Below are 25,299 nucleotides of genomic sequence, written 5' to 3'. Positions count from 1 at the left end.
GACCCTAGAAGGATTTGCTGCTCAACGCCATACTAATAGCACAAAACTGCCCTGCAGCCGAACTCTCTATATCAGCATGATCTCCACGCAAACGCGTTGCGTTTGTCGCGAGGGAAAACCGGTTCCCACTTTTCCGGATCACGCTCAGCGCAGCAGATATGTCACAGCCAGCGGCACCAGCAGCGAGGTGACCAGCGCATTCAGGCTCATCGCGATCCCGGCGAAGACGCCGGCGACCTCGTCGACTTGGAAGGCGCGCGCGGTGCCGATGCCATGGGCGGCGATGCCCGCCGCAAAGCCACGGGCACGGAAGTCCGTGATGCCGGTGAAGTTCATCAGGGGCGTGACGATGATCGCCCCCATGATGCCGGTGAGGATCACCGATACCGCGGTCAGCGAGGGATCGGCATGCAGGGATTCGCTGATGCCCATCGCGACGCCGGCGGTGACCGATTTCGGCGCCAGCGACAGGATGACGTCGCGCGGCAGCCCGAACGCCTGCGCCAGCAGCACCACCGAGACGATCGCCGTCAGCGAGCCGATCGCGAGCGCAACCAGCATCGGCAGGATCGCCGCCGCGACCCGCCGGCGATTCTCGTAGAGCGGCACCGCGAGCGCCACCGTCGCCGGCCCGAGCAGGAAGTGCACGAACTGCGCACCGGCAAAATAGGTGGTGTAGGAGGTCCCGGTCAGCAGCAGGAATACGCCGATGATCCACACCGAATGCAGCACGGGATTGGCGAGCGGGTGCCGCCTCGTCTTCAGCGACACCGCGTCGGCCGCCGCATAGGTCAACAGCGTCACCGTCAGCCAGAGCAGCGGCGACTGCGAGAGATAGACCCAGAGCGAGAACGAATTGTCGTTCACGGCCTCTCCTCCTCGCTCGAAAGCAGGCTGCTCGCCGCAACGAAGGTCGCAACCGTCGCCAGCAGGGTGACGATGACGGACACCGCGAGGATCACCAGGACCGCGATACCGTGCTCGGCGAGCAGATCGAGCTTCTGCACCACGCCGACGCCGGCCGGAATGAACAGCAGCGAGAGATTGGCAAGCATGCCGCGGCTCGCGCTCTCGACGCCGTCATCGCCGAGCGGCCCGCGCGCCAGCGCCGGAAAGCGGTCGCGCGCCAACAGCAGCAACAGCAGCAGCACGAGGCCAACCACCGGGCCCGGCACCGGTACCGCCAGCGCGCGCACGGCGACCTCGCCGACCAGCTGGCAGAGCAGGATCAGGCTGAGGCTGGCGATCATGGCAGGAAGCTCACGCGAGACATCCGCCTATCAGGTCGGTGTGGCGGGACCTTGTCAATGCGTGGGTCTTGGATGCATGCGCAGATCTTGGGCGCCGCCGCCTTCAAATCCGTCACACTTTCTCAGACCGTCATCCCCGCTTGTCGTCCCTGCGAAAGCAATGCGAAAGCAGGGACCCATAACCACCGCGCTCGGTGATGACCGGGATCGTGGCCCCAGCCAGCGCAACAATTGAGATTCGGGGTATTGGGTCCTGGCTTTCGCCAGGACGACACGGGGTGTGTGGCGCGGCCTGCATCCACAATCGTCGTCCCTGCGAAAGCAACACGCGCTTCGACCAGCCCCGTCCTCCCGAGGTGTGTGCCTTGCGCCGCAAGGCTCGCACCTCAGGGTGACGGGGATAGAGTTAGCCTTCTACGACTCCCGCCGCGCCAGCGCCATCAGCGTGCCGCTCATGGTCGCGACCAGCGTCTCGACGCCGTCCTGGATCGCGTAGGCGCGGCCGTCGCAGACGGTCAGCGTGCGGCCGGGCTTGACCACGACGCCGCGGAACACGAACCGCTCGCCGCGCGCCGGCGCCAGCAGGTTGGTCTTGAACTCCACGGTGAGGATGTCGGAGCCTTCGGGCATCAACGTGAAGGCGGCGATGCCGCAGGCATTGTCGAGGCCCGCGGTGATGATTCCGGCATGCACGAAGCCGTTCTGCTGGCAGAATTCCGGCGCGTAGGGCATCGCGAGATCGACCTCGCCGGGCTCCATGCGCGCGATCGAGATACCAAGCGTCTGCATCGCCCGCTGGCGTGCGAATGTATCGGTCGCGACGGCGCGATAGTTTGGATTCTTCGGCTCGAAACGCGGCATGGCGGTTACGCGATTGCGGGCTCGGACGGCACAAGATGCGGCATCGCCGCGTAGCGGATCGCCGGCGCGAACGGCATCGATCTGCGCGCGGCACGGTCGATATGCACGGCCGCGATCTCGCAGGTCGCGGCGATCTCGCCGGTCTCCGCATTGCGCATCTCGTGCAGGATACGGATCGACTTGTCGCGGAACTCGACCAGCCGGCTCTTGACCTCGACGAGGTCGCCGGCGAGCAGCTCGCGCTTGTAGGAGATGTTCTGCTGCACGGCGGCCATGCCGCGGCCGGACTCGCGCAGATAGCTCGGCGTCAGGCCGAGCCGCGCGAACATGTTCCAGCTCGCCTCGTCGAACTTGCCGACATACCACATGACGTTCATGTGGCCGATATGGTCGCAGTGCCAGGGGTAGACCATGCCGCGGTAGGTCGCCTCGCCCTCCATCTGATCCCTCCTTCGATTTTTGATACGGTAGCGTATCAGGGACGATAGCAGGCTAGCAATACGGTACCGTATCAAAGCATGATCCGGAAAAGTGCGAAGCGGTTTTCCCTCGCGACAAACGCAACGCGTTTGCGCGGAGATCATGCACAAACAAGCGATTAATGCGCGATGACGATCCCATCGCGCATTATGATGCGCGGAGATCGCATGACTGAAAGCAAAGGCGACGTCTGGGTCGCGGCCGGCTTCGCCGAACTCGCGCATAGCGGAGTCGACGGCGTGCGGGTCGAGGTGCTGGCGAAGAATCTCGGCGTCACCAAGGGCGGCTTCTACCGCCGCTTCAGGGATCGCGCCGCGCTGCTCGAGGCCATGCTGACGCGCTGGCGCGACGGCCGCATCGCATCGATCGAGAAGCACACCGCGCTCGACGGCGCCAGCGCGCGCGAGCGGCTGAAGGCGATCATCACGCTGTATTCGGAGCGCATGAACACCGAGGCGATGGCGGTCGAGCTCGCGATCCGGCAATGGGCGCGCACCGATGAGGCCGCTGCCGCTGCCGCCGCGAGCGTCGATGCCGCGCGGCTGAAGAATGTCGCCCAGCTCTATCGCGCCACCGGGCTGCCGACTGACGAGGCCGATGCGCAGGCCTTCCTGTTCTACTGCTTCATCTTCGGCCAGAGCCTGCTGTTTCTCGAGCGCGGCCCGCGCAAGCGCGCGCAATTGCTGACGCAGTCGGCGGACAAGCTGCTGACGGAAAACCCGTAGAGAGAGTTGCAGCCAATAGAGCCGGTGCAAACGGAAAGCGGCCGGCTTACGCCTCCGCTCGCCAAACTCGGTCGGCTCGCTCAGGCGCCCTTCAGGCGCTTGTTGCATTCGCTGTAATAGCCGCCGCCCTTCTGGATCCACTTCAGGCCGCCATTGCCGCCGGTGGCCTTGTTGGCGTTGTACTGGTCGACGCAGGTGTGCATGCGTCCCTTGCCTTCGGACTCCTTGGCGTATTTGGGATCGATGGCGTTCGGAAATACGGCGGGTCCTGCCGGCGCCGCCGGTGCCGCGGCGGGCGCCTGCTTGGCTTCCTTCGGCGCGGCCGGAGCGGGCGCGGCGGCTGCCGGCGGCGGAGCGGCGGGCGCCGCAGCCGGGGTCGCGTCGGCGCCGCACTGCGCCTTGCGGAAATCATTCCACTTCTGGCCGCCGAGGGTGCCGGCCGACTTGGCCGCCTGGTACTTGGCGCTGCATTCCTGCGCGGTCAGGGCCTGCGCCGGCGCGCTCGCCGCAAAGGCTGCAAAGCCCGACACCGCAAGCACGCACAACAATCTGGTCTGAATGGTCATCCCTGGTCTCCCGTCATCCCTGGTTTCCCGTTGGTTTCCCGTGGGGAGCATTGGCGTAAGACCATTATCCTAGCTCAACCCCGACTTGCGACAACGCGCCAGCGCGCCTGTGCGTTAAAATATTGTGGCGGCGGGACCGCTGCATGTTCATCCACGGTTCAGCATCGTCGCGCGACGTTTCGGCCCTCTTTCCCTCACGAGGTGCCCCATGAAGACGATTTCCACGCTCGCGTCCGCAACCGCCCTGGCCTCCCTGCTGCTGATGGGCGGAGCTTTCGCGCAAACGGCCGCGCCCGCCGCCAAGGACGCCGCTCCGAAGGCCGAGACCAAGGCGCCGGCCGAGAAGAAGCCGCGCACCGCCCAGTCGCTGGAATGCTCGAAGGAAGCCGACGCCAAGGGGCTGCACGGCAAGGAGCGCAAGAAATTCCGCTCCGAGTGCAAAAAGGAGAAGTCGGACGGCGCCGCCGCTGCGCCCGCGGCGACGAAGTAACGTCCGGACAGGCTTGATGCGATTCGCTCTCCCCATCGGGGAGGGCAATCGCAAATGCGCTCGATCGCTCGACGAACCCGTGATGCCCGGCCTTATGCCGGGCATCATGGGTGTTGGCTGGCACGTGGAAAAGACGTGGATGGCCGGGACACCTGCGCGAACACGCGCTTCGCGCTTCTGCCCGGTCATGACGAGTTTGTGGCGACACTGATCGCAATCCCCGGCGCGTTTCGAAGGGTGAAAAATCCGTGCGCCGGGCGAGCCGCGGCGCAATGCTGCAATCGCGAGATGCATTTGTCGCGTTCACGCGAATTTGCCATAAGGCGGCGTGACCCTGATCCGCGCTTCGATGGCAACGGCCATTCCCGACCGCAGCAAAGTCCTGAACGGGCTCGAGACCCTCGTCATCGGCACCGTCGGCGGCTTGCTGTTTCTGTGGGCAGAATTGCCGGGCGGCCTGATCTCGGGGGCGATGGTCGCGGTCGGGATCGCCGCATTGGCCGGACGGCCGCTCGCGGTGCCGGCGGTGCTGACGCAATCGGTGCTGCTGTTGCTCGGCATCTCCCTCGGCTCGCTGATGTCGCAGCAATTGCTGCAGCACATGAGCTCCTATCCGCTCACCATCGGCCTGCTGGCCCTGGCGACGTTCTGCTCGACCTTCGGCTCGAGCCTCTATCTGCAACGCATCCATGGCTGGGACCAGACCTCGGCTTTCCTTGCCGGCAGCCCGGGCGCGCTGTCGCAGATCACGATCCTCGCCGCGGAAAAGGGCGCCGACGTCGCGGCGATCGCGGTGGTGCAGACCATGCGCGTGATCATCTTGACCGCGGCGCTGCCGCTGGTGCTGGCGCTGACCGGGGTGACGCATGCAGCGCCGCCGCCATTGCCAACCTCAGTCGCCTCGCCGTTCGGCCTCGTCGCGCTGGTCGCCTTATCGATCGGCGTCTCGCTGCTGCTGCGCTGGATCAAATTCCCCGCCAGCTGGATGTTCGGCGCGATGCTCGCCTCCAGCCTGCTGCACGGCTCCGGGCTGGTCGATGGCGGCCTGCCGCCCTGGCTCCGCAACGTCGCGCTGGTCGGCATCGGCGCCATCATCGGCACCCGCTTCGCGCGGATGAAGACCTCGACGCTGCTCAGTCACGTCAATGCCGGGCTCGGCTCGTTTGCGATTGCCATCCTGATCTCGGCCGTGTTCGTCGCGGTGATCGGCTTCACCACCCATGTGCGGCTCGCGGACGTCGTGGTCGCCTTCGCGCCGGGCGCGATGGACGCGATGCTGGCGCTGGCGTTGACGCTGCACATCGACCCGATCTTCGTCGGCGCGCATCATCTGTCGCGCTTCCTGTTCGTCACCATCTCGACGCCGGGCATCATCCATCTGTTCGGCCGGCCGCAGGACGACGTCGACGATTAGGCCCCCTTTGTCCCGTCATCCTGAGGAGCGCCACCGGGTCCGCGCGAAGCGCGGCCCGATGACAGGCTCCGCGCGTCTCGAAGGATGAACGGCCCGGCTGGTGCCCGTCCATGCTTCGAGACGGCCGCTTCGCGGCCTCCTCCAGCGGCAAAGGCGAAGCCTTTGCGCGGGCATGACGGATAACGGGAAAACCGTACGGCCCGACCTCAGGCCCTCGCGGCCTTCATCACGCCCCAACCGGCGATCGCGGCCATCAGCAGCGAAATCAGCGCGTTGTAGCCGGCGAGCGAAATGCCGAGGAAGCGCCACTGCACCTCGTCGCAGCGCACCACCTTGACCTTGTCGAGCTGGTCCAGCAGCGAGCCGGCCTTGCCGAAATCCACCATCGGGCCGGTGCAATCGGTCGGCCCCGGCCAGAACCCCCATTCGACACCGGCGTGATAGGTGCCGAGCCCGGCATTGGCGAGCGCGGCGAGGCCGAGGATCACAAGGCCCGCGAGCAGCACCGGACGCGGCGCGTCGCGGGCGGCCGTGAGCGCCACCACGGCGCCGAGCGGCACCGCGAGGTAATAGGCATAGCGCTGCTCGAGGCAGAGCGGACAGGGCATGATCTCCAGCACGAGCTGGAAGAACCAGGCGCCGGCCAGGGTCGCCGCCGCGATCACGGCAATCGCCAGCGCCGAGGTCAGCGCCGGATTGCCGGCGGCGGAAGCATGCGACGGATGGGCGGTGGCAATCGTCACGTCGGTCCTCCGGGGAGCATCGTTCGGGAGGGTCATGGGCCCTGCTCCAAGGTCGTCGATTGCGGTCGTATCGCGTGAAAATACCGCTGTCGAGGCGCGGGACAATCACATCCGCGCGGGTTGACCGTGACGGCCGCCGTCCGCCGCGGTCAGATCGCGTTCAGTCGGTGATGCGTGGGAACGCGCAGGCCCCACTGGGTCATCGCCGCCTGCAGCTCATCGGAAAAGAAAAGGCTCGGATTGAGCAGCCTGCGTTCATGTACGTCATCGAGATCGACGAACCGGACAATACCGTTACGCTCGCGCCTCCGTCTCGAAGTAGGTTGCCGCAGCCGCGGCCAGGCTTGGGGACGGTGGCAGCGGCTGCCGCCGCCGGGCAAACTCGTCCGTGACCGCCATACGGACGGCAACGGCCTTGCGTCGTCCTCGGGGTCACACCCACCGGAAATTCCGCTGCCGGGGCGCGGGACATCCCGCCCGTGCGGGTTGACCATGACGGGCCGCCCGCTATAGTCCGCCGCGCTTCGCGACCCCGGCCTTCCCGGCCGGGACCGTTGCGAATGCCCCTGTGGCGGAACTGGTAGACGCGCTCGACTCAAAATCGAGTTCCGCAAGGAGTGCTGGTTCGATTCCGGCCAGGGGCACCAACCAGGCTGTTCGGGCCCGTTCCAAATCGTCCGCAACCGTCCGCACAGTGCTCAGAAGCCCTTGAAAAATAGGCCTTTCTGCGTACATCCGCGTTCGTCACCGTTTGTTCTTATCCGATCCCAGCCGGCCGGTTTGCTGGTATTTTTGCTGGTATCGTGCTGGTATCGGGAGAACAAACGTTCACGGCGACTTTCGCTATTCCGAACGAAGGAATTGAGCAGATGGCCGGCAAGAACGATGGCGCGTGCGCCAATCCTAAGCAGATCAGGACCGACGTCGACTGCCGCGCAGCCCGACCGAAATTCAACAAGGGCGCGTGGAGTCCCGCCAAGATTTCCGACGTGACCGGTGGCTGGCTCTATCTCCTCGTAACGCCGGACGTGAGCAGGCCAGGTAACGCTGCCTCCAAGCTCTGGCGGATGGACTACCGGTTCCACGGCCGCCAGAAAACCTACTCCATCGGCCCCTACGGCAACGGCAAGGATGGCACCTTCTCGCTCGCCGACGCGCGGCACGAGCGCGATAAGGCCAAGGACCTGCTCAAGGAAGGCAAAGACCCGAGCATCGAGAAGCAGCTCGACAAGCATAGGCAGGCAGCCGCCCGGCCTTTCGGGCAATGGGCCGACGAGTGGCTCGCAAAGAAGAAGGTCGAAAAGGTCAAACGCGGTAGGATCGTCGCGGTGCGCGACCCCAAGACCATAGAGGTGCTTGAACTGCGCGTCGGCTACGTCAAGGCTCGCTTCGGCAAACTTTGCAGGCAGGATATCAAGCGTCCGGACGTGCTCGCTTTCCTGCGTTCATACGAAGCCGAAGGAAAGCTGGAAACCCGGGACCGCGTGCGCAGCATCTGTGAGCAAATCTGCGACTACGCCGATGTCGAAGGAGACGGCTACAATCCATTCCGCAACCTGAATGGGCAGATGATTGCCAACATTTCGACGCCGCGTCCCGGCGTCACCGAACCACGTGACGTGACGCGCGTCTTCAAGCTCATCAGCGCACCGTGGACGAGAGCGAGGTTTGGTGACGTTGTTGGCCTTGCCTTGCGTTTCGATGCGCTGACCATTCCCCGCCCCGGCATGGTCAATGAAATGGAATGGAGCGAGGTCGATTGGGATGACAAACGCTGGACTATTCCAGCCACCAAAATGAAGACTGGTTGGGACCACGTCGTGCCTTTGTCACGGCAGGCGCTCGCAGTCCTGCGCAGCGTTCAGAAGCTTACTGGCAATCGGCGGTACGTATTTTCCTGCTCAAAGGACGCGCCACTATCAAACAATACGCTCAACAAGCGCTTGCGGCTGCTTGGCATTGACACCAAGACTGATCATTGTGCCCACGGCTTCCGGACCACCTTCTCGACCCTGTCTCACCACGAAGAGATCAAGGACGCCAAGGCATGGGATGGTGATGTCGTCGAGCTGCAGCTCGCGCATCTCGATAACTCTACTGTGGAAGGTCTCTACAAGAAGCACGGACCGCTCGCGCTGATCGGCTCGCGCACGAAGCTGATGCAGCATTGGGCTGATCGGATCGACCACTGGCTTGATCCCAAGAAGTTGATGTCGATCAAGGGCGGCGCGCAGGGTTGAGTCACCTATCATCAGGGCTAGTTAGGGCTAGCCAATTCAACACGTGGCAAAGCTCATGTTGATAGCCGTCGACACTTGGACATCTCATACCGGAAGCGGATTGATTTCGCAGCACCCTTGTAAGGCGCTGCGCTTGTCCGCCTGAGAGGTTCGAATCGTGTCGGATGCACCAATTGAATTAGTAACTCCTATAGTTTCTGGCCTTCATCCCACACACCTTTCTCACACAAGGGGAGTTCCAGAGATCGGAGCTTGCCTGTGGCCGTTGGCGCCGCGATCATATAACTCCTTGGTAGACCGCCGCGATAGCGACCAAAGCAGTACAGTGGGTCTTAAGACGTAGCGCACCGCGGCTCGCGGCGGAGGCTTGAGATGACGCGCAGATCCGGCCAGCACCTGACGTATTTGCGGATGCTGCAATTGATAGCCGATCAATCCCGGCAGGAGCTCGCAACGCTTATGCCTCACATGGGAGAGCGAGGACGCATCGCCGAGGAAATCATCAAGAACATTCTGATGCGGATTCTTCCGAAACGGTTTTCAATTGGCACCGGAGTGATCATTTCGGCCAGCGGTGATTGCAGCCCTCAGATCGACATCGTGATCTACGATAATTTCCACAACGCTCCTCTTTTGTCAGAGTTTGGAGCATGCCTTTTTCCCGTGGAGATAGTTCATGCGACGATCGAAGTGAAGTCGCGGCTCACCAAAAGGGAATTCGAGAAATCGCTGGCGGCTATCCGCACACTTCGATCGCTCGGAAGCCAAAGGCACTACATCGTCCCCTCGTACACTAAGAAGGGGAAGCGTTTAGTGTCGAGACCGGTCAAACGCACTCTAGATGTACCGCCTCGCAACTATGTCGTTGCTTTCGCGCAGGAAGGCTTTGGTAAAACCTATTCCGAGTTCAAAACGAACCTGTCAGCGAGTCTCGATAACCCCGATACGTTCATCCATGGTGTTTGCATATTGAAAGACGATTGGTTCGCTGGAAGAATAGCATATGAGCCTCCGTCCGAATTGTATGGATGGGATAGGAACGGCCTACTGCGGTTTTACTCGTCGCTGCTCAAGGGACAGCAGAACTACAGCGTCTATCCGATAGACCTCGACGCTTACCTGAACCAAATATCAGACCCCGCCGAAGGCAGCCCCCCGAGCGCCGACTCACTGCTGATAGTGCCGCCATCACCCCGAAAACCGCCGAAACGGAAGACTCCTGCGTCGACACGCGCGCCGCGAACCGGATTGAAAAAACGGGGAATCGCGGCTCGACGTCGGAAAAATACGTAGTGTCGATGACCGGCTGTGCGCAAATACACTGTTCCAGAAACGGCCGCGCGGCTGATCCGGATCATCCCCTTGATGGCCAAGCAGGGGGAGCTCGTCGAAAGAGGCCGCTTCGAGCTTCCGGTCACTGGATCGAAGCCTGGCTGCGTCGCGACTAGCTCGTGACGACTACTAATATTGCCATCCAGCACCAGCTGCCCAGCCATCGAGCTTCATGATGTTCCCGCACCTTCCACCGTTAGAACTGCGAAATATCTCGCCGATCGAGCACTGTGTGTATTGCGACTCGCGCGAAGGTCTCTCAAGAGAACATGTCATGCCAAGGGGGATGTCAGGTGCGGTAACGCTGCCTGCGGGCAGCTGTGACCAGTGCGCAAAAATCACCAAACGAATAGAAACGACGTGCATGCGTGGGTCGCTGCTGCACGCTCGTGTGAAATATGCCTTGCACAACACGCCATCAGAAAGACCAGAAGGATTCCCGATCAAATTCACGGCTAGCGACGGCCGCAGGTGGACTCAAAAAGTAAGGCCAGACGAGTTTCCTATCACGTGGATGCTACCCGTGCTCGAGCAACCAGGGATAATTTCGGGAGTGACTCCCGAAGAATCGAAGCTCGGCATTTTGACTATAAAGAATGATGACGAGCTTTACCAAAAGCTACTTCGCCGACCAGGCGTCCACTCGGTCCAGCCGGAAAGTGGCGGCGTAGTGATCGATCAATTCTATCGGTGGATAGCAAAAATTGCCTTTTGTTATGCCGTTGCAAGGTTTGGTTATCAGCACGTCGCAGATTCTGCTTTGAGGTCACTTGTAAGAGAATGGCATCCTCACGCTAATTATGTCGTTGGAGGCAAGAATGAGCTCGCTCTGCCAAACACGTCTTACAAACTTGAACAAGCGGAGCCCCTAATTTTCCGGGTTCGAGCATACGAGAAACGGCGCAGAAATCGTCGCTACCTGTGCGTTGAACTGAGATTGCTACCTATAATCGAAACTCCGACCTATTTAGCCGTCGTGAAGGAGCTCTCCCTTGACGCCCCCGAGACGCCTCACGACGCGGGATATCAACTGCACGCGACTTCCGTCTAGCACGGGCATCGATTGTGAAGCATCTGGTATCGCGGCCACCTTTTGGGCGGCATTTCTGGTTGAGTTGTGTCGGCACGCTGCTCCATTCCCCTGCATTTCGCTGGGATAGCTTTACGTCGTACTCGCGTAACGCGCGTTTGCCGGCACTTTAGGCAATCCCACATCAGGCCCTCCAGGCCTGCTTTGCTTTACGCTGGTTGCTTTCGCAACGCCTTCATCAGGTAACCGAATGGGATGCCGCCGCTTCCTATTTAGTCCCGCAAGCTTCGTGGCGAGGCGGATTCAAGCATTGCCCAAGGCACGTTCGAGCTGCGCGACCAGCTTCGCCCTTTGCTCGGTAGGAAGCTTGTCCAGATTGATCTGCTTCCAGCGTACCGCGGGTAGATCCGCCGCAGTAGGGACGCCCAGCAGGCCCCAATCCGGTTTTCCGCGCTTAAACCCTATCAGAAAATCCTTGTGAGCTTGCGGCATTTTTCCCGCGAGTTCTACAACCAGCGTCTCCCGGGCTTCAAGCAACTCGTCCAGCGTCACTTCATCGACAGTCATGCCCTCGAAGCCGTGCGTGAATTCGTGTTGAATGTCTTTGCGGCGAGGAACGACGACTTCGGAAATCGGCCTGTCATGGCTGATGAGGTAGACGATGAACGCCTTACGGAGGTCGTCGGTGATGCCTTCGTTTGCGAGAAGATCGCGGACATCGAAGAGGTCGCGCGGATGCTGCCGGTCGAGCGCCGCGACGAGCTTACCGGCGTATAGATCGGCAAACGAAACAACTTTCATCTGCGCGAACCCGAACGTTACTTCGACGCTCGGCGACACATCGCGCAGTTCGGAGTCGAAGACGCTGCCCCTGATCACGGGTGTGACCTCGATCTTGATCTGTGCATCGCCTTTCTGGACAGTCAGCTTGGTCACGATCTTCTCGCGGGGGTTGACGACCTCCGTCACCTTGGCGCCGAGCAATCCCTTCCTGATAGCCGCCGCCGTGCGCTTCATCGCCGCATCGATCGCAGCAAGGGATTCGGGACGCGGAGCCACCGGCAGATAGGTGAGGTCGATATCGACCGACAGGCGCGGCATATCGCGGTGGAAGAGATTGATGGCGGTCCCGCCCTTAAGCGCAAAATCGGGCTCGGCCGCGACGAACGGCATCGTCTCAATCAACAAAGCCACTTGATGCCGATATTTTTCAGACAGGGGCATTTAGGTCGTCCGGGATGGTTATGAGGTATTTGGTATCGAGTTTGCCGCCCTTGACGAGCATGCGCTTTCCCGTGCCGAGATTAACTTTCGCCTTATCGATCTGTTTGAGCCAGGCGTGCTGATGCCGATCCGCGAGCCAGAAGAACAATCGTGTGACCTTGACGCTCTTGCAGTCGTTCAGAAGCGTTTGCAGCCGCCGCGGACTGAGGTTCCTCAAGCCTTCCGCCAGTGCATCGACCTGATGGAAGCTTTCGTTGCGGGGCAATTCGTCGAGCAGTTCGAGAAACGCGCGTTCGGGCGTCGATACCGTGAGAGGTCGGTCGAATGGTCCCGGCAGTTCTCGCGTTGTGCCCGACTTTGATCCCACCGCGCTTGCGTGCGTTTTGAACAGGCTTTGCGCGCGGTGAACGCGGAATTTCTGTTTAAGTTTGAGTTTGCCGAGCCAGCCGGGAGCAGGGCTCGTTCCGTATAGGTGTACGATCGAAGGACCCGTCTGGCTCAAATAGTGGCCGAGGCCTTGCGCTTCGAGAGCGGTACGTCCACCGACGACGAGGTCGGAGCCGAGCAGTCGCTGCAGTGAAACGACAACGCTTTGCCACGAGAGTTCGCCAAGTGGACGCTTGAAGGTTCCCCGAGCAGGCTGAACAAGCCATCCGGCCGATACATATTGGCTGCGCAGGCTGGTGGAATATCCATGGCGCTCCATCCAGGCGGCGTCGACCAAGAGCCCTTGCGGAAGGGTCCTTTCGAGCTGGTTTAGCTTTCCGTCTGTTTGCTTAGCCATACTAAGTAAACTAACTCTTTTTCAAACCTAGCTCAAGGTTTGAAATCCACCAAATTTACGCAGTCAGACTAAGTAAAAATACATAAACGTAAACTCCTCAGGAACTACTTGGCGAGCGCCACAGCGGTGCGCGGCGTTTGCTGCTTCCCGCGCCATGGTAGCTACGTGGTAGCTATGGCGATAAGTCAGCCCGGAACCATTTACCTAAGTATTTGATTTTTCTGGTACAGTTGGGTGGGCTCGAACCACCGACCTCCTGTTCCACAGCTGGAAACCCCTACATCCGATCTCGGTGTTCCAGCTCACCCGTCGTCACATCTCGGCTCGTGTCGCTGACATTGTCTCAGCTCATGGAGCGGTCTCAGCGGCCCGCGCCCGTACAGCCCTGTCTTCCATGTTCAACTGGGCAATACGCGAGGGCCTCGACATTGCTGCGAACCCGGTTCTCGGCACAAATCGGCCCGCGCAGCCGGGAAGTCGGGAGCGGGTCCTCAGCGAAACGGAGCTCTCAGCCATTTGGCAGGCCTGTGGCGACGACGATTACGGACGCATCGTGCGCCTGTTGCTACTCACAGCCCAACGGCGTGATGAAGTAGGCAGTATGCAATGGGCCGAACTTGATACCAGTTCGGAACTCTGGACGCTGCCAGCCGCCCGGACCAAGAACCACCGCGAGCATTTGCTACCCTTGGTTCCCGCTGCCTTGGCCCTGCTCCCGCCCCGCCGAAACGACCGAATTTTCATTTTTGGTGACGGACCCCGACGCAGCGGCGACCCGCACCGCGGCTTCTCGGGCTGGTCAAAGTCGAAGGCGGCGCTTGATGCCCGAATTGCGGAAGCCGTGGGCGAGCCGCTGCCCCATTGGACGGTTCACGATCTTCGGAGATCAGCGTCCACGATGATGGCCGATCAGCTAGGCGTGTTGCCACACATAGTGGAAGCGATCCTAAACCACGTCAGCGGTCACCGGGCTGGCGTTGCCGGGGTATATAACCGCGCCCGGTATGCGAGCGAGATGCGCGAGGCGCTTCAACGCTGGGCACGGCACGTTGAGGCCCTGGCAGTCCGAAGGTTGGGACAGGTTGCCGCGTGATCGCGAGCTTCGGCCTTTCTCCAACTGGTGTCCTCACGGGGCCGTCGGGTGCCACTCCAATCCTTCGCATAAGGCGGTTCGTGAGCCAGTGGGGCGAGTGCAGATTTACCCCAACAACGAGGAACGTTGTAAGACCCCCGCTTGCAGGTCAGACGAAAGCGACCTCTGTCGCGGAATATCGAAAGCCCGTGTTCGGTGCCGGCATCGTACCGTAGGCGCGTGGTGCCCCCTGTCTGCTTCCTCCCGACCTAGATTGCAGGTTCAATCGCGGAGGCGCCAACCAACTCTCCGACATAGTCATGAACCGCTTTGAACTCCATTTTGTATATGTCAGGCAGAATCTTAGCGGTAAACCCGCCGTGGGGATAGCGCCGCCAACAGGATAACAATTCGTCATTACAGGCTCATTCCCCTCTGGGAGAGCGGTTCTTCATCTCAAGGAGCCACGGACGATAATCCACGTCTCAAATCGCGCAGTTTGTCTTCTCACTGGCGAGGTAAGCTTGCCTTGCTGTTGTTCGTTCAAGATACGGGACCGCGCTATCGCAAATTCCCACGCCATAGTCGATCGCCCAGGTAAGGCACGTCGTGAGAAGGATGTCCGCCGTCGTGAATTGATCACCCATGAGATAGGTTCGCCCGTCACGCAATGCGACATCGACGTTTCGGAGTTGGCCACGAAAGTACTCGCCGGCTTGCTGCACGACTTCTGGCGCATGACCGTAAATATGTGCCAATCCCTTCACCGTTCCATGCCGCCGCATCACATACAGGCTGGTCGAATCGAGTTCGGTGACAATGAAGAAGCACCACTCCAGCCACTTCGCGTAGCCATCGGGATCCAGAGGCACCAGGGGGTTCTCACTGGTCCCGTAGCGACGCGCGAGGTAAGCAACGATCGCGGCGCTTTCGCCGATTGTGAGGTCGTTGTCCTGAAGCAGCGGAATTTTCTGCCGCGGACTAAGTGCAGTAAATTCAGCCGTTTTAGTCTCACCCGTGCGCGGCTGTATGGGGCGCATCTCGTATCGAAGCCCAAGCTCATGCAGTGCCCAATGCGGACGGATCGTGCGAGACGTCCCGACTCCCCATAGAATGATACTGGGATCCATGTCACCAAGCCTCCACGCTTGGCCGCAAATCTAGCTCATGTGTCCAGCCGTCGCGGCTCTGCCGATGGGCGAACCAATAGGCCTCAGCGATCGAGGATGTCCTGGTCAGGCTATCAGGCTTGATAGTCGCGAGATCCACACCCGCGGCCTTCATACGTTCGTGGATAGCCACACTATCAACGCCAGCGTCTATGATGAGGTGCATGACGTGAACGCCTTTCGGCCCAAGTTCACGAGCCATGGCCTGCGCCACTGCCCGCAGACCAAATTTGGCTGCCGAGAACGCGGCAAACCCCTTGCCGCCGCGCAGACTGGCCGTCGCGCCCGTGAACAGGATTGTGCCGCGTCCACGTGGGACCATATGCCGCGCAGCTTCCCGGCCGACGAGAAATCCCGCGTAGCAGGCGAGCTCCCAAGCTCTGGTGAAGAGCTTCTCGGTGGTTTCGAGGAGCGGCTTGTTCACGTTTGATCCGGCATTGAACAGGCAGACCTCGATCGGTCCTACCTCCTTCTCCACCTTCGCGAACAATCCTTGCACCGCCTCCTCGCTGCGCGCATCGACCGAGAAGGCGTGGAAGTCACAGCCCTCGTTCCTGAGCTCTTCGCCGAGTTGATCCGACTTCGCGGCATCCCTCCTCGCGACGCACACGATGAAGCCGCCCAGCGCGAAACGCCTTGCGACCGCAGCTCCGATTGCGTCGCCTGCGCCAACCAGCAATGCAACCTTTTTCGATTCAGACATGTTCGCGCTCCTTGTTGACAGCAACCCGCACGGCCTTGTCTGCGATCATTCTTTCGATCTCCGCATCGGAATATGCGAGTTCGCGAAGCACCTCGCGGCTGTGTTCGCCGATCCGCGGCGCAGGCCCGCCGATCGCAGACTGATTCAGGGCGAACTGAGCCGCTGGCTTCGGCTGCCGAACGCGGCCGACGCCGGGTTGTTCGAATTCTGTAATGATGCCTCTGGCGACGACCTGTTCGTTCTCGATGATTTCCGACCGACGCAAGATCGGCGCGCACGGCACATCAGCGGAGTCAAGTCGCTCGAGCCATTCTGCCGTGGTTCGCTGGCCGATATATTCCTGCATCTTGTTGATGCGTGCGGTGGCATTCAACGAGCGAGCGGTCGGTGTCGCAAAGCGTTCGTCCTTGGCGAGTTCCGGATCGCCCGAGGCCTTGCAGAACCCTTGCCACTCCGAATCCGAGATCGTGCCACAGGTTAAGAAACCGTCCTGCGTCTTGAAGACCAGATCGGGCCGATCGTTGGGGTCGGTGACGGTTTGCTCCTTGCCGACGACCGTGTACTGCATCATCCCCTCGGGCCAAAGGTAGGAGATCATGACGTCAAGCATGGCGACGTGGATGTGATCCCCATGCCCGGACTTTTCTCGCGCATACAGAGCGGCGGCCACGGCCTGCGCGGTCATCACTGCCGTCGTCTTGTCGCAGACGATTGTGCGGATCATCTGCGGCCGATTGGTCACCGGCTGCGACTGAATGTCTGCGAAGCCTGACAGGCCCTGGACGATCGGGTCATAGACCCGCTTCTTGACGTAAGGGCCGTGGTCTCCAACCCCGCTGATCGACACGTAGATCAAGCGTGGGTGGCGCTTCCGCAGTTCGTCGACTCCGAGGCCAAGCCGCTCCATCGTTCCAGGGCGGAAGTTCTGCACGAGTACATCCGCTTGAGCGACCAGTCGAGCGAGGATATCCCGCCCGGCATCGGACTTGACGTCGACGGAGAGAGAGCGCTTGCCTCGATTGGAGGAGATGAACAACGCGGAGAATTCGCCCGCGCTGTCAATGGTTGCCCGGCTGCGGCGGGTGATGTCGCCTCCGATCGGCTCGATTTTCAGGACATCGGCCCCCTGATCCGCGAGGAACATCGTCGCAAATGGCCCGGATACGACCCCGGTCAGGTCCAGCACACGAACGCCGTTCAGTGGTCCCGACATTGAACTCTCCTTTTGGCTTCAGAACTCTGAAAGTGTCTCGAACTATCAAATGCTCAGATACGTGCGGCGCATGGCTTCATCGGAATCCAGCGCCGACATCGCTCCGGCGAATTGAACGCATCCCTGGCTCAGAACGTAGGCTCGGTGAGCGAGCCGCACAGCGAGCCGATAATTCTGCTCGACCAGTAGAATGGGCGTGCCCTCGTCCCTGACCAGTTCAAGGACATCCGCCAGATGGTCCACGATCACGGGCGCCAATCCCTCGCTCGGCTCGTCCAGGATGAGAAGATCGGGGCCGGAGAGAAGTGCGCGTCCGATCGCCAGCATCTGTTGCTCACCGCCAGACAACTGCCCGCCGAGACTGCTGCGCCGTTCCGCGAGCCGCGGAAACAGCCCATAGACATAGTCCGCCGTCTTTCTGGATTGGCGACCACGCGACACCTTCACTGCAATGCCGAGGTGCTCATCAACGGTTACCGACGGAAAGATGCCGCGATCTTCCGGAACATAGGCGATGCCTGCCCGAGCGACCCGATAGGTCGGCAATCGCTCGATCCGGCGATCGCCGAAGACCACCTTGCCCTTGCGCGACGGAACAAGGCCGACAATGGCCTTCAGTGTCGTGCTTTTACCTGCCCCATTGCGGCCGAGAAGCGCCACGCATTCGCGCGAGCTGACGTTGAGCGATACTCCCTGGACCACATGACTGTCGCCGTAATAAGCGTGGAGGTCCTCAACCTTTAACATGGCGGTGCCCCAGGTAAGCTGCGATGACCGCGGAATCCTCCTGAATGTCGCGACGCGTTCCGGTGGCCAGCACTTTGCCGTAGCTGAGCACGGTGATGATGTCGCAGGTCGCGAATACGACGTCCATGTCGTGCTCGACCAGCACAATCGTCAGATCCTTCGGGAGTCGGTTGATGAGATCGATCAGCCGGGCCCGTTCTTGCGGCGAAGTTCCGGCCGCGGGCTCGTCCATGAGGAGGATTTTCGGATTCGCACATAGCGCCAGCGCCACCTCGAGCTGCCGCTTTTGCCCGTAGGAAAGATGCGTGACCGGTACATCGAGGATGTCGGTCAAGTGCATCCGTTCTGCGGCCTGTCTGGCCTTCGCGAACAGATCGCCGAATTCTCCCTTCGAACGCCAGAAGACGCGGCGGCACGGATCGAAGGCCTGGCAGGCGACCCTCAGATTCTCCAGGACGGTCAGATCTTCGAGCAGCATGTTGCGCTGGAACGAGCGTGCAATGCCGGAGTGAGTTACTTTCTCGGGATCGGTTGCGACGGCCTGCCCGTCAACCAGCACCTCTCCGCTGGTCGGTGTCAGCCAGCCGGTGATCAGGTTGAGGAAGGTGGTTTTTCCGGCGCCATTCGGCCCGATCACGGCGCGCCGTTGCCCGGGCGGCACCGTCAGGTTGAGGTTCGAGATGACATCGAGCCCGCCAAAGGCCTTGTGCAGATTTCTGACCTCGAGCGTGCTCATGCCTTGCTCCGAAAGGCCGATTTGAATGCCTCAACCACGCCGTTACGAAAGAACGCGACCACCAGCATGAAGAAAATGCCGAAGAACAGCATGTACTCGGTGGTAAGGACACTCAGCCCCTGCTTCGCCAGGACGAAGACGGCCGCGCCGACCAGCGGACCAGCCACCGTCGTCGTGCTGCCGATAATGACCATCAGGACACCCTCGCCGCTCAATTGCCAGCTCATCGAGTCCGGATTGATGAAGTAGGTGTATTGAGACTGAAGGATGCCGGCGACGGCACAGGTGACAGCCGCAACAACGAACGCGCCGACCTTGTAGCTGCTCACCGTGTACCCCATGGCTGCCGCGCGTCTTTCGTTTTCGCGGATGGCGGCCAAGACGCTGCCGAACGGCGAATCCACGATCCGCCACACGGCTGCGACCGCAAGAACGGTGACCACGAGAATGTAATAGTAGAAAACCACCGGGCTATCGGCGTTCAAGCCGAGGAAGCCGAGATCGGGCCGCGGGATACCCGACATTCCGTCCGAACCGTTGGTCAACCGGAGCTTGATCGCAGCACCGTAGAACATCTGCGAAAACGCAAGCGTGATGAGCAGGAATTCGACGCCGCGGGTGCGCGTGCAGACGGCGCCAATTCCGGCTGCCAGCATCGCAACCAGAACCAAGGTCGCAGGGACAGACAGCCACAGTGGCAGCCCCAGCACAGTCGTCCCGATTCCGATGCCGTAGCCTCCGAGACCCAGGAACATTCCCTGCCCCAAGGAGACGAGCCCGGTGGTGCCGACGAGCAGATTAACTCCTGAAGCAAATATTCCCGCGATCATGATCTCGATCGCGAGCGTCGTGGCGTACGAGGTCGACAGCCAGGGAAGCGCCAGCGCCCCCAGAACGGCCGAAGCGGCCAGCACAAGCGTGGCACGGCGGACCTGGACCGCGGGAGAGATCCCGTCCGACGCCGTCGTTTGAGCAATCGTGACCTCGTCGCTCATGCCACGCGCTCCACGCTGCGGAACATGCCCTGCGGGCGGATGATCATGACGCCAATCAAAAGGACGTAGATCGCAAACATCTCGACCTCAGGCAGGTACGCCTGCGACATCGCATTCGTCATCCCGACGATGAGCGACGCATAGAAGGAGCCTCTGAGATTGCCCAGACCGCCGACCACCACCACGACAAACGTCTCGACGACGATGGTGATACCCATTTGCGAATAGACGCTCGTGAGCGGCGCAGCTATGACGCCGGCCAAGCCGGCCAGTGCGGCTCCAAGGCCGAAGACCGCCGCAAACAGCGCGTTGATGTTCACGCCTAACGCCGTCACCATGGCGCGGTCGTCGACGCCGGCGCGTAGTGTCGCCCCGAGCAGCGTCCGGTCGAAGACGAAAGTCAACCCGGTGGCGACCGCGAGGCCGACGCCGATGATGAACAGCCGGTACACCGGGTAGGATATGCCGAGCAGACTGACGTGGCCCGCCAGCACTGGCGGCGTCGGTACGGCCAGGAAAGCGGACCCGAACAACCATTCGACGGCTCCGGCCGTCGCGAAAAGCAGGCCGAACGTCAGCAGTGCGAGATCAAGATGGGTGGATCGACCACGTTCGGCGAGGGGCTGCAACAGCATCGACTGGAGGACAGCGCCCAGCACAAGCGGCAACAGCGGACCCAGCAGCAACGCGAGCCAGAATGAGCCTGTGGCACTTGCAACGACAACGCCGCAATAGGCGCCCAGCGTGAAAAACGCGCCGTGCGCGAGATTCAGGATGTTCATCAGCCCAAAAATCAAGGTGAGGCCTGCGGCAAGAAGGTACACCAGCATGCTGAGCTGTAGACCATTCAATACCTGTGTGAGGAAAACCTGCATCTGACTGCGCTTTCACTGACGTCGGTTCAGAAGGACTTCGTGCATCCCGGCAAATCTTCGGCGCCCGCGAACTCGGCCACATAGGTCGGCACGAGATTGCCTGCCGGATCCTTCTTGATCTTCACCACGTAGACTTTCTCAAGCAGCGCGCTATTGGTCGCATTGAAGCGGAGCTTTCCCCGTGGCGAGTCGAAGACCAGAGCTCGCATGGTCGCGATGAACTGAGCTTTGTCCGCCGGCATCCTGCCGCCCAGTTTCTCCAGGGTGAGCATGATGGCCTTTCCGTTGTCGTAGCCGAGCTCGGCATTGACTTCAGGATCCTGCTTGAACATCTCGCGATATCTCGCGACGAACTTTTCGTTCGCCTCGGTCTTGACGGTCGGCAGGTAGGTGGTGATGAATTGCGGCCCCACGATCAAGTCGCCGAGGGCCGACCAGTTGAGCTGGTCATATATCCAGTGGTCTCCGACCAGCGGGAGCTTCTCGCGCAAGCCGAAGTCGGCATGTTGCTTGACCAGCTGGACGGCTTCAGCACCGGCGTAGAACGAGTAGATGATTTGCGCGCCCGAATTGCTCGCCTGGGTCAGCGCCGCGCCCCAATCCTTGGTCTTCTGAAAGGGTGTCCAGATTTCCTGAACGACCTTGCCGCCAGCCTCCTGGAACCCACGCTTGAACGCGTCCAGGAAGGAATGTCCGGCGGAGTAGTCGGGCCCCATGATAACGGCAGTGTGGATGCCGTGGGTCGCCCAGTACTTGCCCGAGTTATACTGAAACCCGTTGGCGCTGAACGATGTGCGGGCCACATACGGGCTGCAGAATTTGGCGGTGATCTCGTCCGCGAAAGTGTTCGCGAGAACCAGCGGCACGCCGGCCTTATCGGCCAACCCCGAAACTGCGATGCCGACGCTTGAGCTGACCACACCCGCTACCAGGTCGACTTTCTCAAGTTGAACCAGGCGATTGAACTGCTGAACGCCCACGTTCGGTGTCAATTCGTCGTCGGCCCGGACCACTTCGACGCGTCGACCACCGGCGCTGTTTCCGTATTCCGCGAGAGCGACCTGGAAGCCTCGGTCAATTCCCTCGCTCGGAACCGCATAAACCCCCTTGTACGGAAGCAGGAGGCCGATCTTCAGGGGCGGCAGATCGTCAGCGAGCGCGACCTGCGTCCCGGTGCCGGCGGCAAAAAGCATTGCAGCCGCCAAAATGCTTGTACGCTTCATCCGCGTCCTCCTGCAGCTCATCTCCCGTGGCGCCCGCCTTCCGCGGATGGGCTGCCACGCCCGAGCTCTACAAGGACACGTGATGCAGTACTTCCGTCAGAGCGCCGGCATTTACGAAAAAGCGCCGCAAACCGACTTGGTGCCTCAGGACAGCCGGCTACGGCGAAATGCCGACGGGGTCATTCCGGTTGCGCGTCGGAAGCTGGTAGAAAAGTGCTGCGAATGGCTGAAACCGGATGCACAGGCAATGCTCGTAAGATCTGCGTCCGAGCCTGTCAGCCGCTGTTTGGCGTCTTCTATTCGCAGATTGAGCACGTGACGGTGCGGCGTCGTCCCCGTGCTTACCTGGAAGGCTCGCAGGAAGTGGCGCCTGCTCAGCCCGGCAACACCACTCAAATCCTCTAGCGAAATGGGCTCCGCTAGACGAACCCTGATGTACTCATCCAGCTGCGCCAGAACCCGCGTGCTCAGGCCGCCACGCGACACGATCCTTTCCGCGCCGGCGATCTGGGTGACCCGCGCCAAATGGGCTAGGGCTTGGGCACCCCATCCCTCGGCAAAGAGCTCAAACACATTGTCCGGCGCCAAAGCTTCCCGGCGAAGCTCTTCCAGGCCTCTCGTCAACTGTTCGTGGGCAAAGCCAACCAGCGGACGATCGATGTTGGCCTTAAGGCGGCCATGCACGAACTCCGGATCGATAAACACGACGACGTAGTCGAGCGACGGGCCGACACTCCATTGACCTTGGATCTCCATACCCGCTGGAAAGAGCGCGAGATTGGCTCTTCCGCTGAAACGATGGGCGGCATTGCAGCCGTCGATCATACCTTGGAGATTTTCAGCCCCCCGCCGAAACCAGAACAGCGTGACCTCGGGCTGCCGGAAGTGCCACTCCATCTTGGGCCGGGAAACCCGACGCAGTACCTCGATCCGCATTGCGTCGGTGTTGGTGATCTTCGACGAAACGAGATCGCCCCCCACCATGCGGACGAATGAATTGGACGCATGAAGCGCGGTCATGCCTTCCTCCCTTTCGCGTCCTTCTTCGGGATCGCGACATCGATATCAGTTCCAATATAGAATGCACGAAACCACACACTAATCCAGCGATTTATCGTAACCGCTTGACTTTGAAGACGGTTCGGCGAGCGTTCCACTGCCGCGCCAGGATCGACCTCCATGCCAGCAACCACGACGTCAAGCATCGCGTCGACAAGCTCGGCGGCGCGCCGAGCCTTCACATTGCTGCCCGGAGAGGTGGGCGATCCGATCTAACCCACCGAGATCCGCTGCAGAGTGGACCACCACCACGGACAATCTCGGCAGCCACAAGTCGGCGGCCCTACGCAGCTTGATCGCAGCGGCCAGCGCCAGGCTCCGGTACTGCCGCCATACTCCTAGACCTCGATCCGATCGGAGGGACCTTCGCCAGATCAAGCACTGGATGCGTTCCGCCCTGAAGCGCACGATCGACGACATCTGCCACCATCTCGGCGGCCTCATCACAACCATCCAGCCTAACGAATGCGGCAACTACTTCGAAAACGCCGGACATGCTTCTATCGAAAACGTGAAACGCTCTAGACCAAAAGCAGCACGTCGCGAACTACGACCGCAGCCGGCGAATCAATCGAGGGCCCGTTCGAGAAGCCTACGCAGCTCGGGCAGATCCATCCCATTGTTGGCCGTCGTGAAGTAGCGGCTGCACTCCTGCAGGAGGCTGTAGATGCCCTCGCCCACCAGGTCATCGAAGGTCAGAAGGCCTACGGGGACAGGAAAGGCACGGACGGCATCCACCGGGAGATGGACGCAGATGGCCGCCATTAGACCGGGCACAAGCAAAATTTCGAGCCCTGTGGGGACACTTGCGACGTCGTGCCCGGATATGACGAGGTCGAATGCCTCGACGAGATGATTCGGCATCCGCCCTGCCGCAAGCGCGATCGAACCGGACAATTTTTCAACCAGACTCTGCGGCGTCCGTGGCGACCTCAGCGCGACAATGGCTCGTCAGAAAGCTCCAGGCTTTGAAGCCTGCGCCCATTAGCAACAATTCGAAAATCATCGCGGGACGAACTTTGTCAGTCGCCACCGCACGAGGTCGTCGGCGCCCGGCCCGGCCTGCGGCCGGACGTCTTTCAGACGCACGATCTCGCCTGACTTGTCGTCAACCAAGGCAACCCTTACCGGACGTCCGCTGTTCTTGTTGATGAACTTGAGCGGTGGGCCCGCCTCACCTGCTACAGCCCACTTGTCGCCGACCTGCGCGAGTGCCTGAATAACCAAGGCGATGTCCCACCCCTTTCTCGTGAGGACGTATTCATAGCGATCAGGACCCGTCTGGTACTGCCGCCGCTCGATCAAGTCGTTTTCTTCCAGATGTCCAAGGCGATCCGACAGCGTCGCGTTCGTAACCCCCGTCGACTTTCTCAATTCCTCATATTTGCTTAGTCCGAGCGAGAGATCCCGCAGGATCAACATGGCCCAGCGGTCGCCGACGGCATCAAGCACCCCAGCAATCGAGCACGTCATCCCCTCGAAGCTCTTCGACCGCATCCTGTTCGCCCTCGCAACGCTCTCAGATCTTAGAGAAATCGATTTTCAGCGCAAATCTGAAAGGGCTTGCCTTTTTATTACTCTTATCATTAGAGTTACAAACACGCAAACGGAGAGAAGCCATGGCCGACCTGCGCGATCTGGTTCTGGAGGCGCACGGCGCCGCGAAATGGAAGCGGTTCCGGAGGATTGAAGGCGACATGTCGATTGTCGGCATTCTCTGGGCGCGGAAGGGCTGGCCGGACGTGCTGAAGAGTGTTCACGTAACGGCCGATATTGCCGAGCAGCAGCTCAGCTACCAGCCATTCACGGCGGAGGGCCTGCGCAGCTTTTATCGTCCCGACCTAGTCGCAATCGATACCTTGGATGGCAAGCGCCTTAAGCAGCGGACCAATCCGCGCAATGCATTTGCGAACCACACGCCGGCTACGCCCTGGGACGATCTCCACCTCGCCTACTTCAGTGGCTATGCGATGTGGAATTACCTCAATACGCCCTTCATGCTCGAGCAGCCTGGCTTTCTGACCGAGGAGATCAAGCCCTACGTTGAAGGACATCAGACTTGGCGCCGACTTAAAGTCACTTTTCCGGGGTCAGTCGCCACGCACTCCCGCGAGCAAGTCTTCTATGTGGATGAGAACAGCTTGATTGCGAGGCTCGACTATTCGGCGGACGTCAGCGGCGGCGTTCCAAGTGCGCATTTTACGTCCAACTATCTAGACTTCGAAGGGATCAAGATTCCAACCAGACGCCGCGCCTATGTGCGAAACACCGACGGAACGCCGATCCAGGACGGGGTCGCCGTGGCCATCGACATCAGCAACATCAGATTTTCCTGAGGGAGGCGTCGCATCTACTGAACAGCGTCATG

Annotated in this window: 26 protein-coding genes and 1 tRNA gene; 8 read left to right on the top strand and 19 right to left on the bottom strand. The window is 61.0% G+C overall.

Annotation, left to right across the window (positions count from 1 at the left end; all coding sequences use genetic code 11):
• Positions 1-144: 144 nt before the first annotated feature.
• The 4 genes from ACVI1L_RS19055 to ACVI1L_RS19040 all read right to left on the bottom strand — a co-directional run bounded on the left by ACVI1L_RS19055 (position 145) and on the right by ACVI1L_RS19040 (position 2,551).
• Positions 145-867, bottom strand: a complete 723-nt coding sequence (locus ACVI1L_RS19055; protein ID WP_057016186.1) for an LrgB family protein — start codon at positions 865-867, stop codon at positions 145-147.
• A complete protein-coding gene (locus ACVI1L_RS19050) occupies positions 864-1,250 on the bottom strand; it encodes a CidA/LrgA family protein (protein WP_057016185.1) in 387 nt (128 codons plus the stop codon). The genes ACVI1L_RS19055 and ACVI1L_RS19050 overlap by 4 nt, the downstream gene beginning before the upstream one ends.
• 414 nt (positions 1,251-1,664) lie before the next feature.
• Positions 1,665-2,111 carry a PaaI family thioesterase gene (locus ACVI1L_RS19045; RefSeq protein ID WP_456783552.1) on the bottom strand — a complete coding sequence of 149 codons (447 nt, stop codon included), beginning with the start codon at positions 2,109-2,111 and terminating at the stop codon, positions 1,665-1,667.
• 5 nt (positions 2,112-2,116) lie between these two features.
• Positions 2,117-2,551 (bottom strand): acyl-CoA thioesterase, encoded by a 435-nt coding sequence (locus ACVI1L_RS19040; protein WP_456783551.1) that lies wholly within the window; start codon positions 2,549-2,551, stop codon positions 2,117-2,119.
• A 207-nt stretch (positions 2,552-2,758) separates the two neighbouring features.
• Here ACVI1L_RS19040 and ACVI1L_RS19035 point away from each other — a divergent pair, with 207 nt between their 5' ends.
• Positions 2,759-3,316, top strand: a complete 558-nt coding sequence (locus ACVI1L_RS19035) for a TetR/AcrR family transcriptional regulator (protein WP_456783550.1) — start codon at positions 2,759-2,761, stop codon at positions 3,314-3,316.
• Positions 3,317-3,396: 80 nt separating this feature from the next.
• Here the strand turns inward: ACVI1L_RS19035 and ACVI1L_RS19030 are convergent, their stop codons facing one another.
• Positions 3,397-3,882 carry a hypothetical protein gene (locus ACVI1L_RS19030; RefSeq protein ID WP_076824984.1) on the bottom strand — a complete coding sequence of 162 codons (486 nt, stop codon included), beginning with the start codon at positions 3,880-3,882 and terminating at the stop codon, positions 3,397-3,399.
• 208 nt (positions 3,883-4,090) lie between these two features.
• Here ACVI1L_RS19030 and ACVI1L_RS19025 point away from each other — a divergent pair, with 208 nt between their 5' ends.
• On the top strand, positions 4,091-4,372 hold the full coding sequence (locus ACVI1L_RS19025; protein ID WP_076824983.1) for a PsiF family protein: 282 nt from the start codon (positions 4,091-4,093) through the stop codon (positions 4,370-4,372).
• Positions 4,373-4,700: 328 nt separating this feature from the next.
• Positions 4,701-5,786, top strand: a complete 1,086-nt coding sequence (locus tag ACVI1L_RS19020) for an AbrB family transcriptional regulator (protein WP_141343460.1) — start codon at positions 4,701-4,703, stop codon at positions 5,784-5,786.
• Positions 5,787-5,992: 206 nt separating this feature from the next.
• Here ACVI1L_RS19020 and ACVI1L_RS19015 read toward each other — a convergent pair whose 3' ends face one another.
• Positions 5,993-6,565 (bottom strand): disulfide bond formation protein B, encoded by a 573-nt coding sequence (locus tag ACVI1L_RS19015; RefSeq protein WP_456783549.1) that lies wholly within the window; start codon positions 6,563-6,565, stop codon positions 5,993-5,995.
• A 526-nt stretch (positions 6,566-7,091) separates the two neighbouring features.
• On the opposite strand from ACVI1L_RS19015, the gene ACVI1L_RS19010 reads away from it, so the two are divergent.
• The 3 genes from ACVI1L_RS19010 (at position 7,092) to ACVI1L_RS19000 (ending at position 10,062) form a co-directional block, all read left to right on the top strand.
• A tRNA-Leu gene (locus tag ACVI1L_RS19010) sits at positions 7,092-7,176 on the top strand.
• A gap of 222 nt (positions 7,177-7,398) precedes the next feature.
• A complete protein-coding gene (locus tag ACVI1L_RS19005) occupies positions 7,399-8,769 on the top strand; it encodes a tyrosine-type recombinase/integrase (RefSeq protein WP_456783548.1) in 1,371 nt (456 codons plus the stop codon).
• Positions 8,770-9,141: 372 nt separating this feature from the next.
• Positions 9,142-10,062: a DUF6602 domain-containing protein gene (locus tag ACVI1L_RS19000; RefSeq protein WP_456783547.1), complete on the top strand. Its 921-nt coding sequence runs from the start codon at positions 9,142-9,144 to the stop codon at positions 10,060-10,062.
• Between the two features lie 1,372 nt (positions 10,063-11,434).
• On the opposite strand, the gene ACVI1L_RS18995 is transcribed toward ACVI1L_RS19000, so the two are convergent.
• Together ACVI1L_RS18995 and ACVI1L_RS18990 are read right to left on the bottom strand one after the other, a co-directional pair.
• Entirely contained in the window at positions 11,435-12,355 is a 921-nt protein-coding gene (locus tag ACVI1L_RS18995) for a nucleotidyl transferase AbiEii/AbiGii toxin family protein (RefSeq protein ID WP_456783546.1), read from the bottom strand.
• Positions 12,342-13,139, bottom strand: a complete 798-nt coding sequence (locus ACVI1L_RS18990) for a type IV toxin-antitoxin system AbiEi family antitoxin domain-containing protein (protein ID WP_456783545.1) — start codon at positions 13,137-13,139, stop codon at positions 12,342-12,344. The genes ACVI1L_RS18995 and ACVI1L_RS18990 overlap by 14 nt, the downstream gene beginning before the upstream one ends.
• Before the next feature lie 394 nt (positions 13,140-13,533).
• On the opposite strand from ACVI1L_RS18990, the gene ACVI1L_RS18985 reads away from it, so the two are divergent.
• Positions 13,534-14,232 (top strand): site-specific integrase, encoded by a 699-nt coding sequence (locus ACVI1L_RS18985; RefSeq protein WP_456783544.1) that lies wholly within the window; start codon positions 13,534-13,536, stop codon positions 14,230-14,232.
• 464 nt (positions 14,233-14,696) lie between these two features.
• On the opposite strand, the gene ACVI1L_RS18980 is transcribed toward ACVI1L_RS18985, so the two are convergent.
• The 11 genes from ACVI1L_RS18980 to ACVI1L_RS18930 form a co-directional block, all read right to left on the bottom strand.
• Positions 14,697-15,341, bottom strand: coding sequence for a glutathione S-transferase family protein (locus ACVI1L_RS18980; RefSeq protein WP_456783543.1), 645 nt, complete (start codon positions 15,339-15,341; stop codon positions 14,697-14,699).
• Position 15,342: 1 nt separating this feature from the next.
• Positions 15,343-16,083, bottom strand: a complete 741-nt coding sequence (locus tag ACVI1L_RS18975; protein ID WP_456783542.1) for an SDR family NAD(P)-dependent oxidoreductase — start codon at positions 16,081-16,083, stop codon at positions 15,343-15,345.
• On the bottom strand, positions 16,076-17,296 hold the full coding sequence (locus ACVI1L_RS18970) for a CaiB/BaiF CoA transferase family protein (RefSeq protein ID WP_456783541.1): 1,221 nt from the start codon (positions 17,294-17,296) through the stop codon (positions 16,076-16,078). The genes ACVI1L_RS18975 and ACVI1L_RS18970 overlap by 8 nt, the downstream gene beginning before the upstream one ends.
• Positions 17,297-17,341: 45 nt before the next feature.
• The gene (locus tag ACVI1L_RS18965; protein ID WP_456783540.1) at positions 17,342-18,043 is read right to left on the bottom strand and encodes an ABC transporter ATP-binding protein; all 702 of its coding nucleotides are present in this window, start codon (positions 18,041-18,043) and stop codon (positions 17,342-17,344) included.
• Entirely contained in the window at positions 18,030-18,779 is a 750-nt protein-coding gene (locus tag ACVI1L_RS18960) for an ABC transporter ATP-binding protein (protein WP_456783539.1), read from the bottom strand. The genes ACVI1L_RS18965 and ACVI1L_RS18960 overlap by 14 nt, the downstream gene beginning before the upstream one ends.
• Positions 18,776-19,774, bottom strand: a complete 999-nt coding sequence (locus ACVI1L_RS18955) for a branched-chain amino acid ABC transporter permease (protein WP_456783538.1) — start codon at positions 19,772-19,774, stop codon at positions 18,776-18,778. The genes ACVI1L_RS18960 and ACVI1L_RS18955 overlap by 4 nt, the downstream gene beginning before the upstream one ends.
• Complete coding sequence (locus tag ACVI1L_RS18950) at positions 19,771-20,649, bottom strand: branched-chain amino acid ABC transporter permease (RefSeq protein WP_456783537.1); 879 nt, start codon at positions 20,647-20,649, stop codon at positions 19,771-19,773. The genes ACVI1L_RS18955 and ACVI1L_RS18950 overlap by 4 nt, the downstream gene beginning before the upstream one ends.
• Before the next feature lie 26 nt (positions 20,650-20,675).
• On the bottom strand, positions 20,676-21,872 hold the full coding sequence (locus ACVI1L_RS18945; RefSeq protein ID WP_456783536.1) for an ABC transporter substrate-binding protein: 1,197 nt from the start codon (positions 21,870-21,872) through the stop codon (positions 20,676-20,678).
• Between the two features lie 144 nt (positions 21,873-22,016).
• Entirely contained in the window at positions 22,017-22,892 is an 876-nt protein-coding gene (locus tag ACVI1L_RS18940) for a helix-turn-helix domain-containing protein (RefSeq protein WP_456783535.1), read from the bottom strand.
• Positions 22,893-23,498: 606 nt separating this feature from the next.
• A complete protein-coding gene (locus tag ACVI1L_RS18935) occupies positions 23,499-23,828 on the bottom strand; it encodes a hypothetical protein (protein WP_456783534.1) in 330 nt (109 codons plus the stop codon).
• A 105-nt stretch (positions 23,829-23,933) separates the two neighbouring features.
• On the bottom strand, positions 23,934-24,428 hold the full coding sequence (locus ACVI1L_RS18930; RefSeq protein ID WP_253591799.1) for a winged helix-turn-helix transcriptional regulator: 495 nt from the start codon (positions 24,426-24,428) through the stop codon (positions 23,934-23,936).
• Positions 24,429-24,550: 122 nt separating this feature from the next.
• Here ACVI1L_RS18930 and ACVI1L_RS18925 point away from each other — a divergent pair, with 122 nt between their 5' ends.
• Positions 24,551-25,267, top strand: a complete 717-nt coding sequence (locus ACVI1L_RS18925; protein ID WP_456783533.1) for a hypothetical protein — start codon at positions 24,551-24,553, stop codon at positions 25,265-25,267.
• Positions 25,268-25,299 lie beyond the last annotated feature (32 nt).

This window comes from Bradyrhizobium sp. USDA 4516 (assembly GCF_054055915.1).
This window is presented reverse-complemented; position numbering and strand designations above follow the sequence as displayed.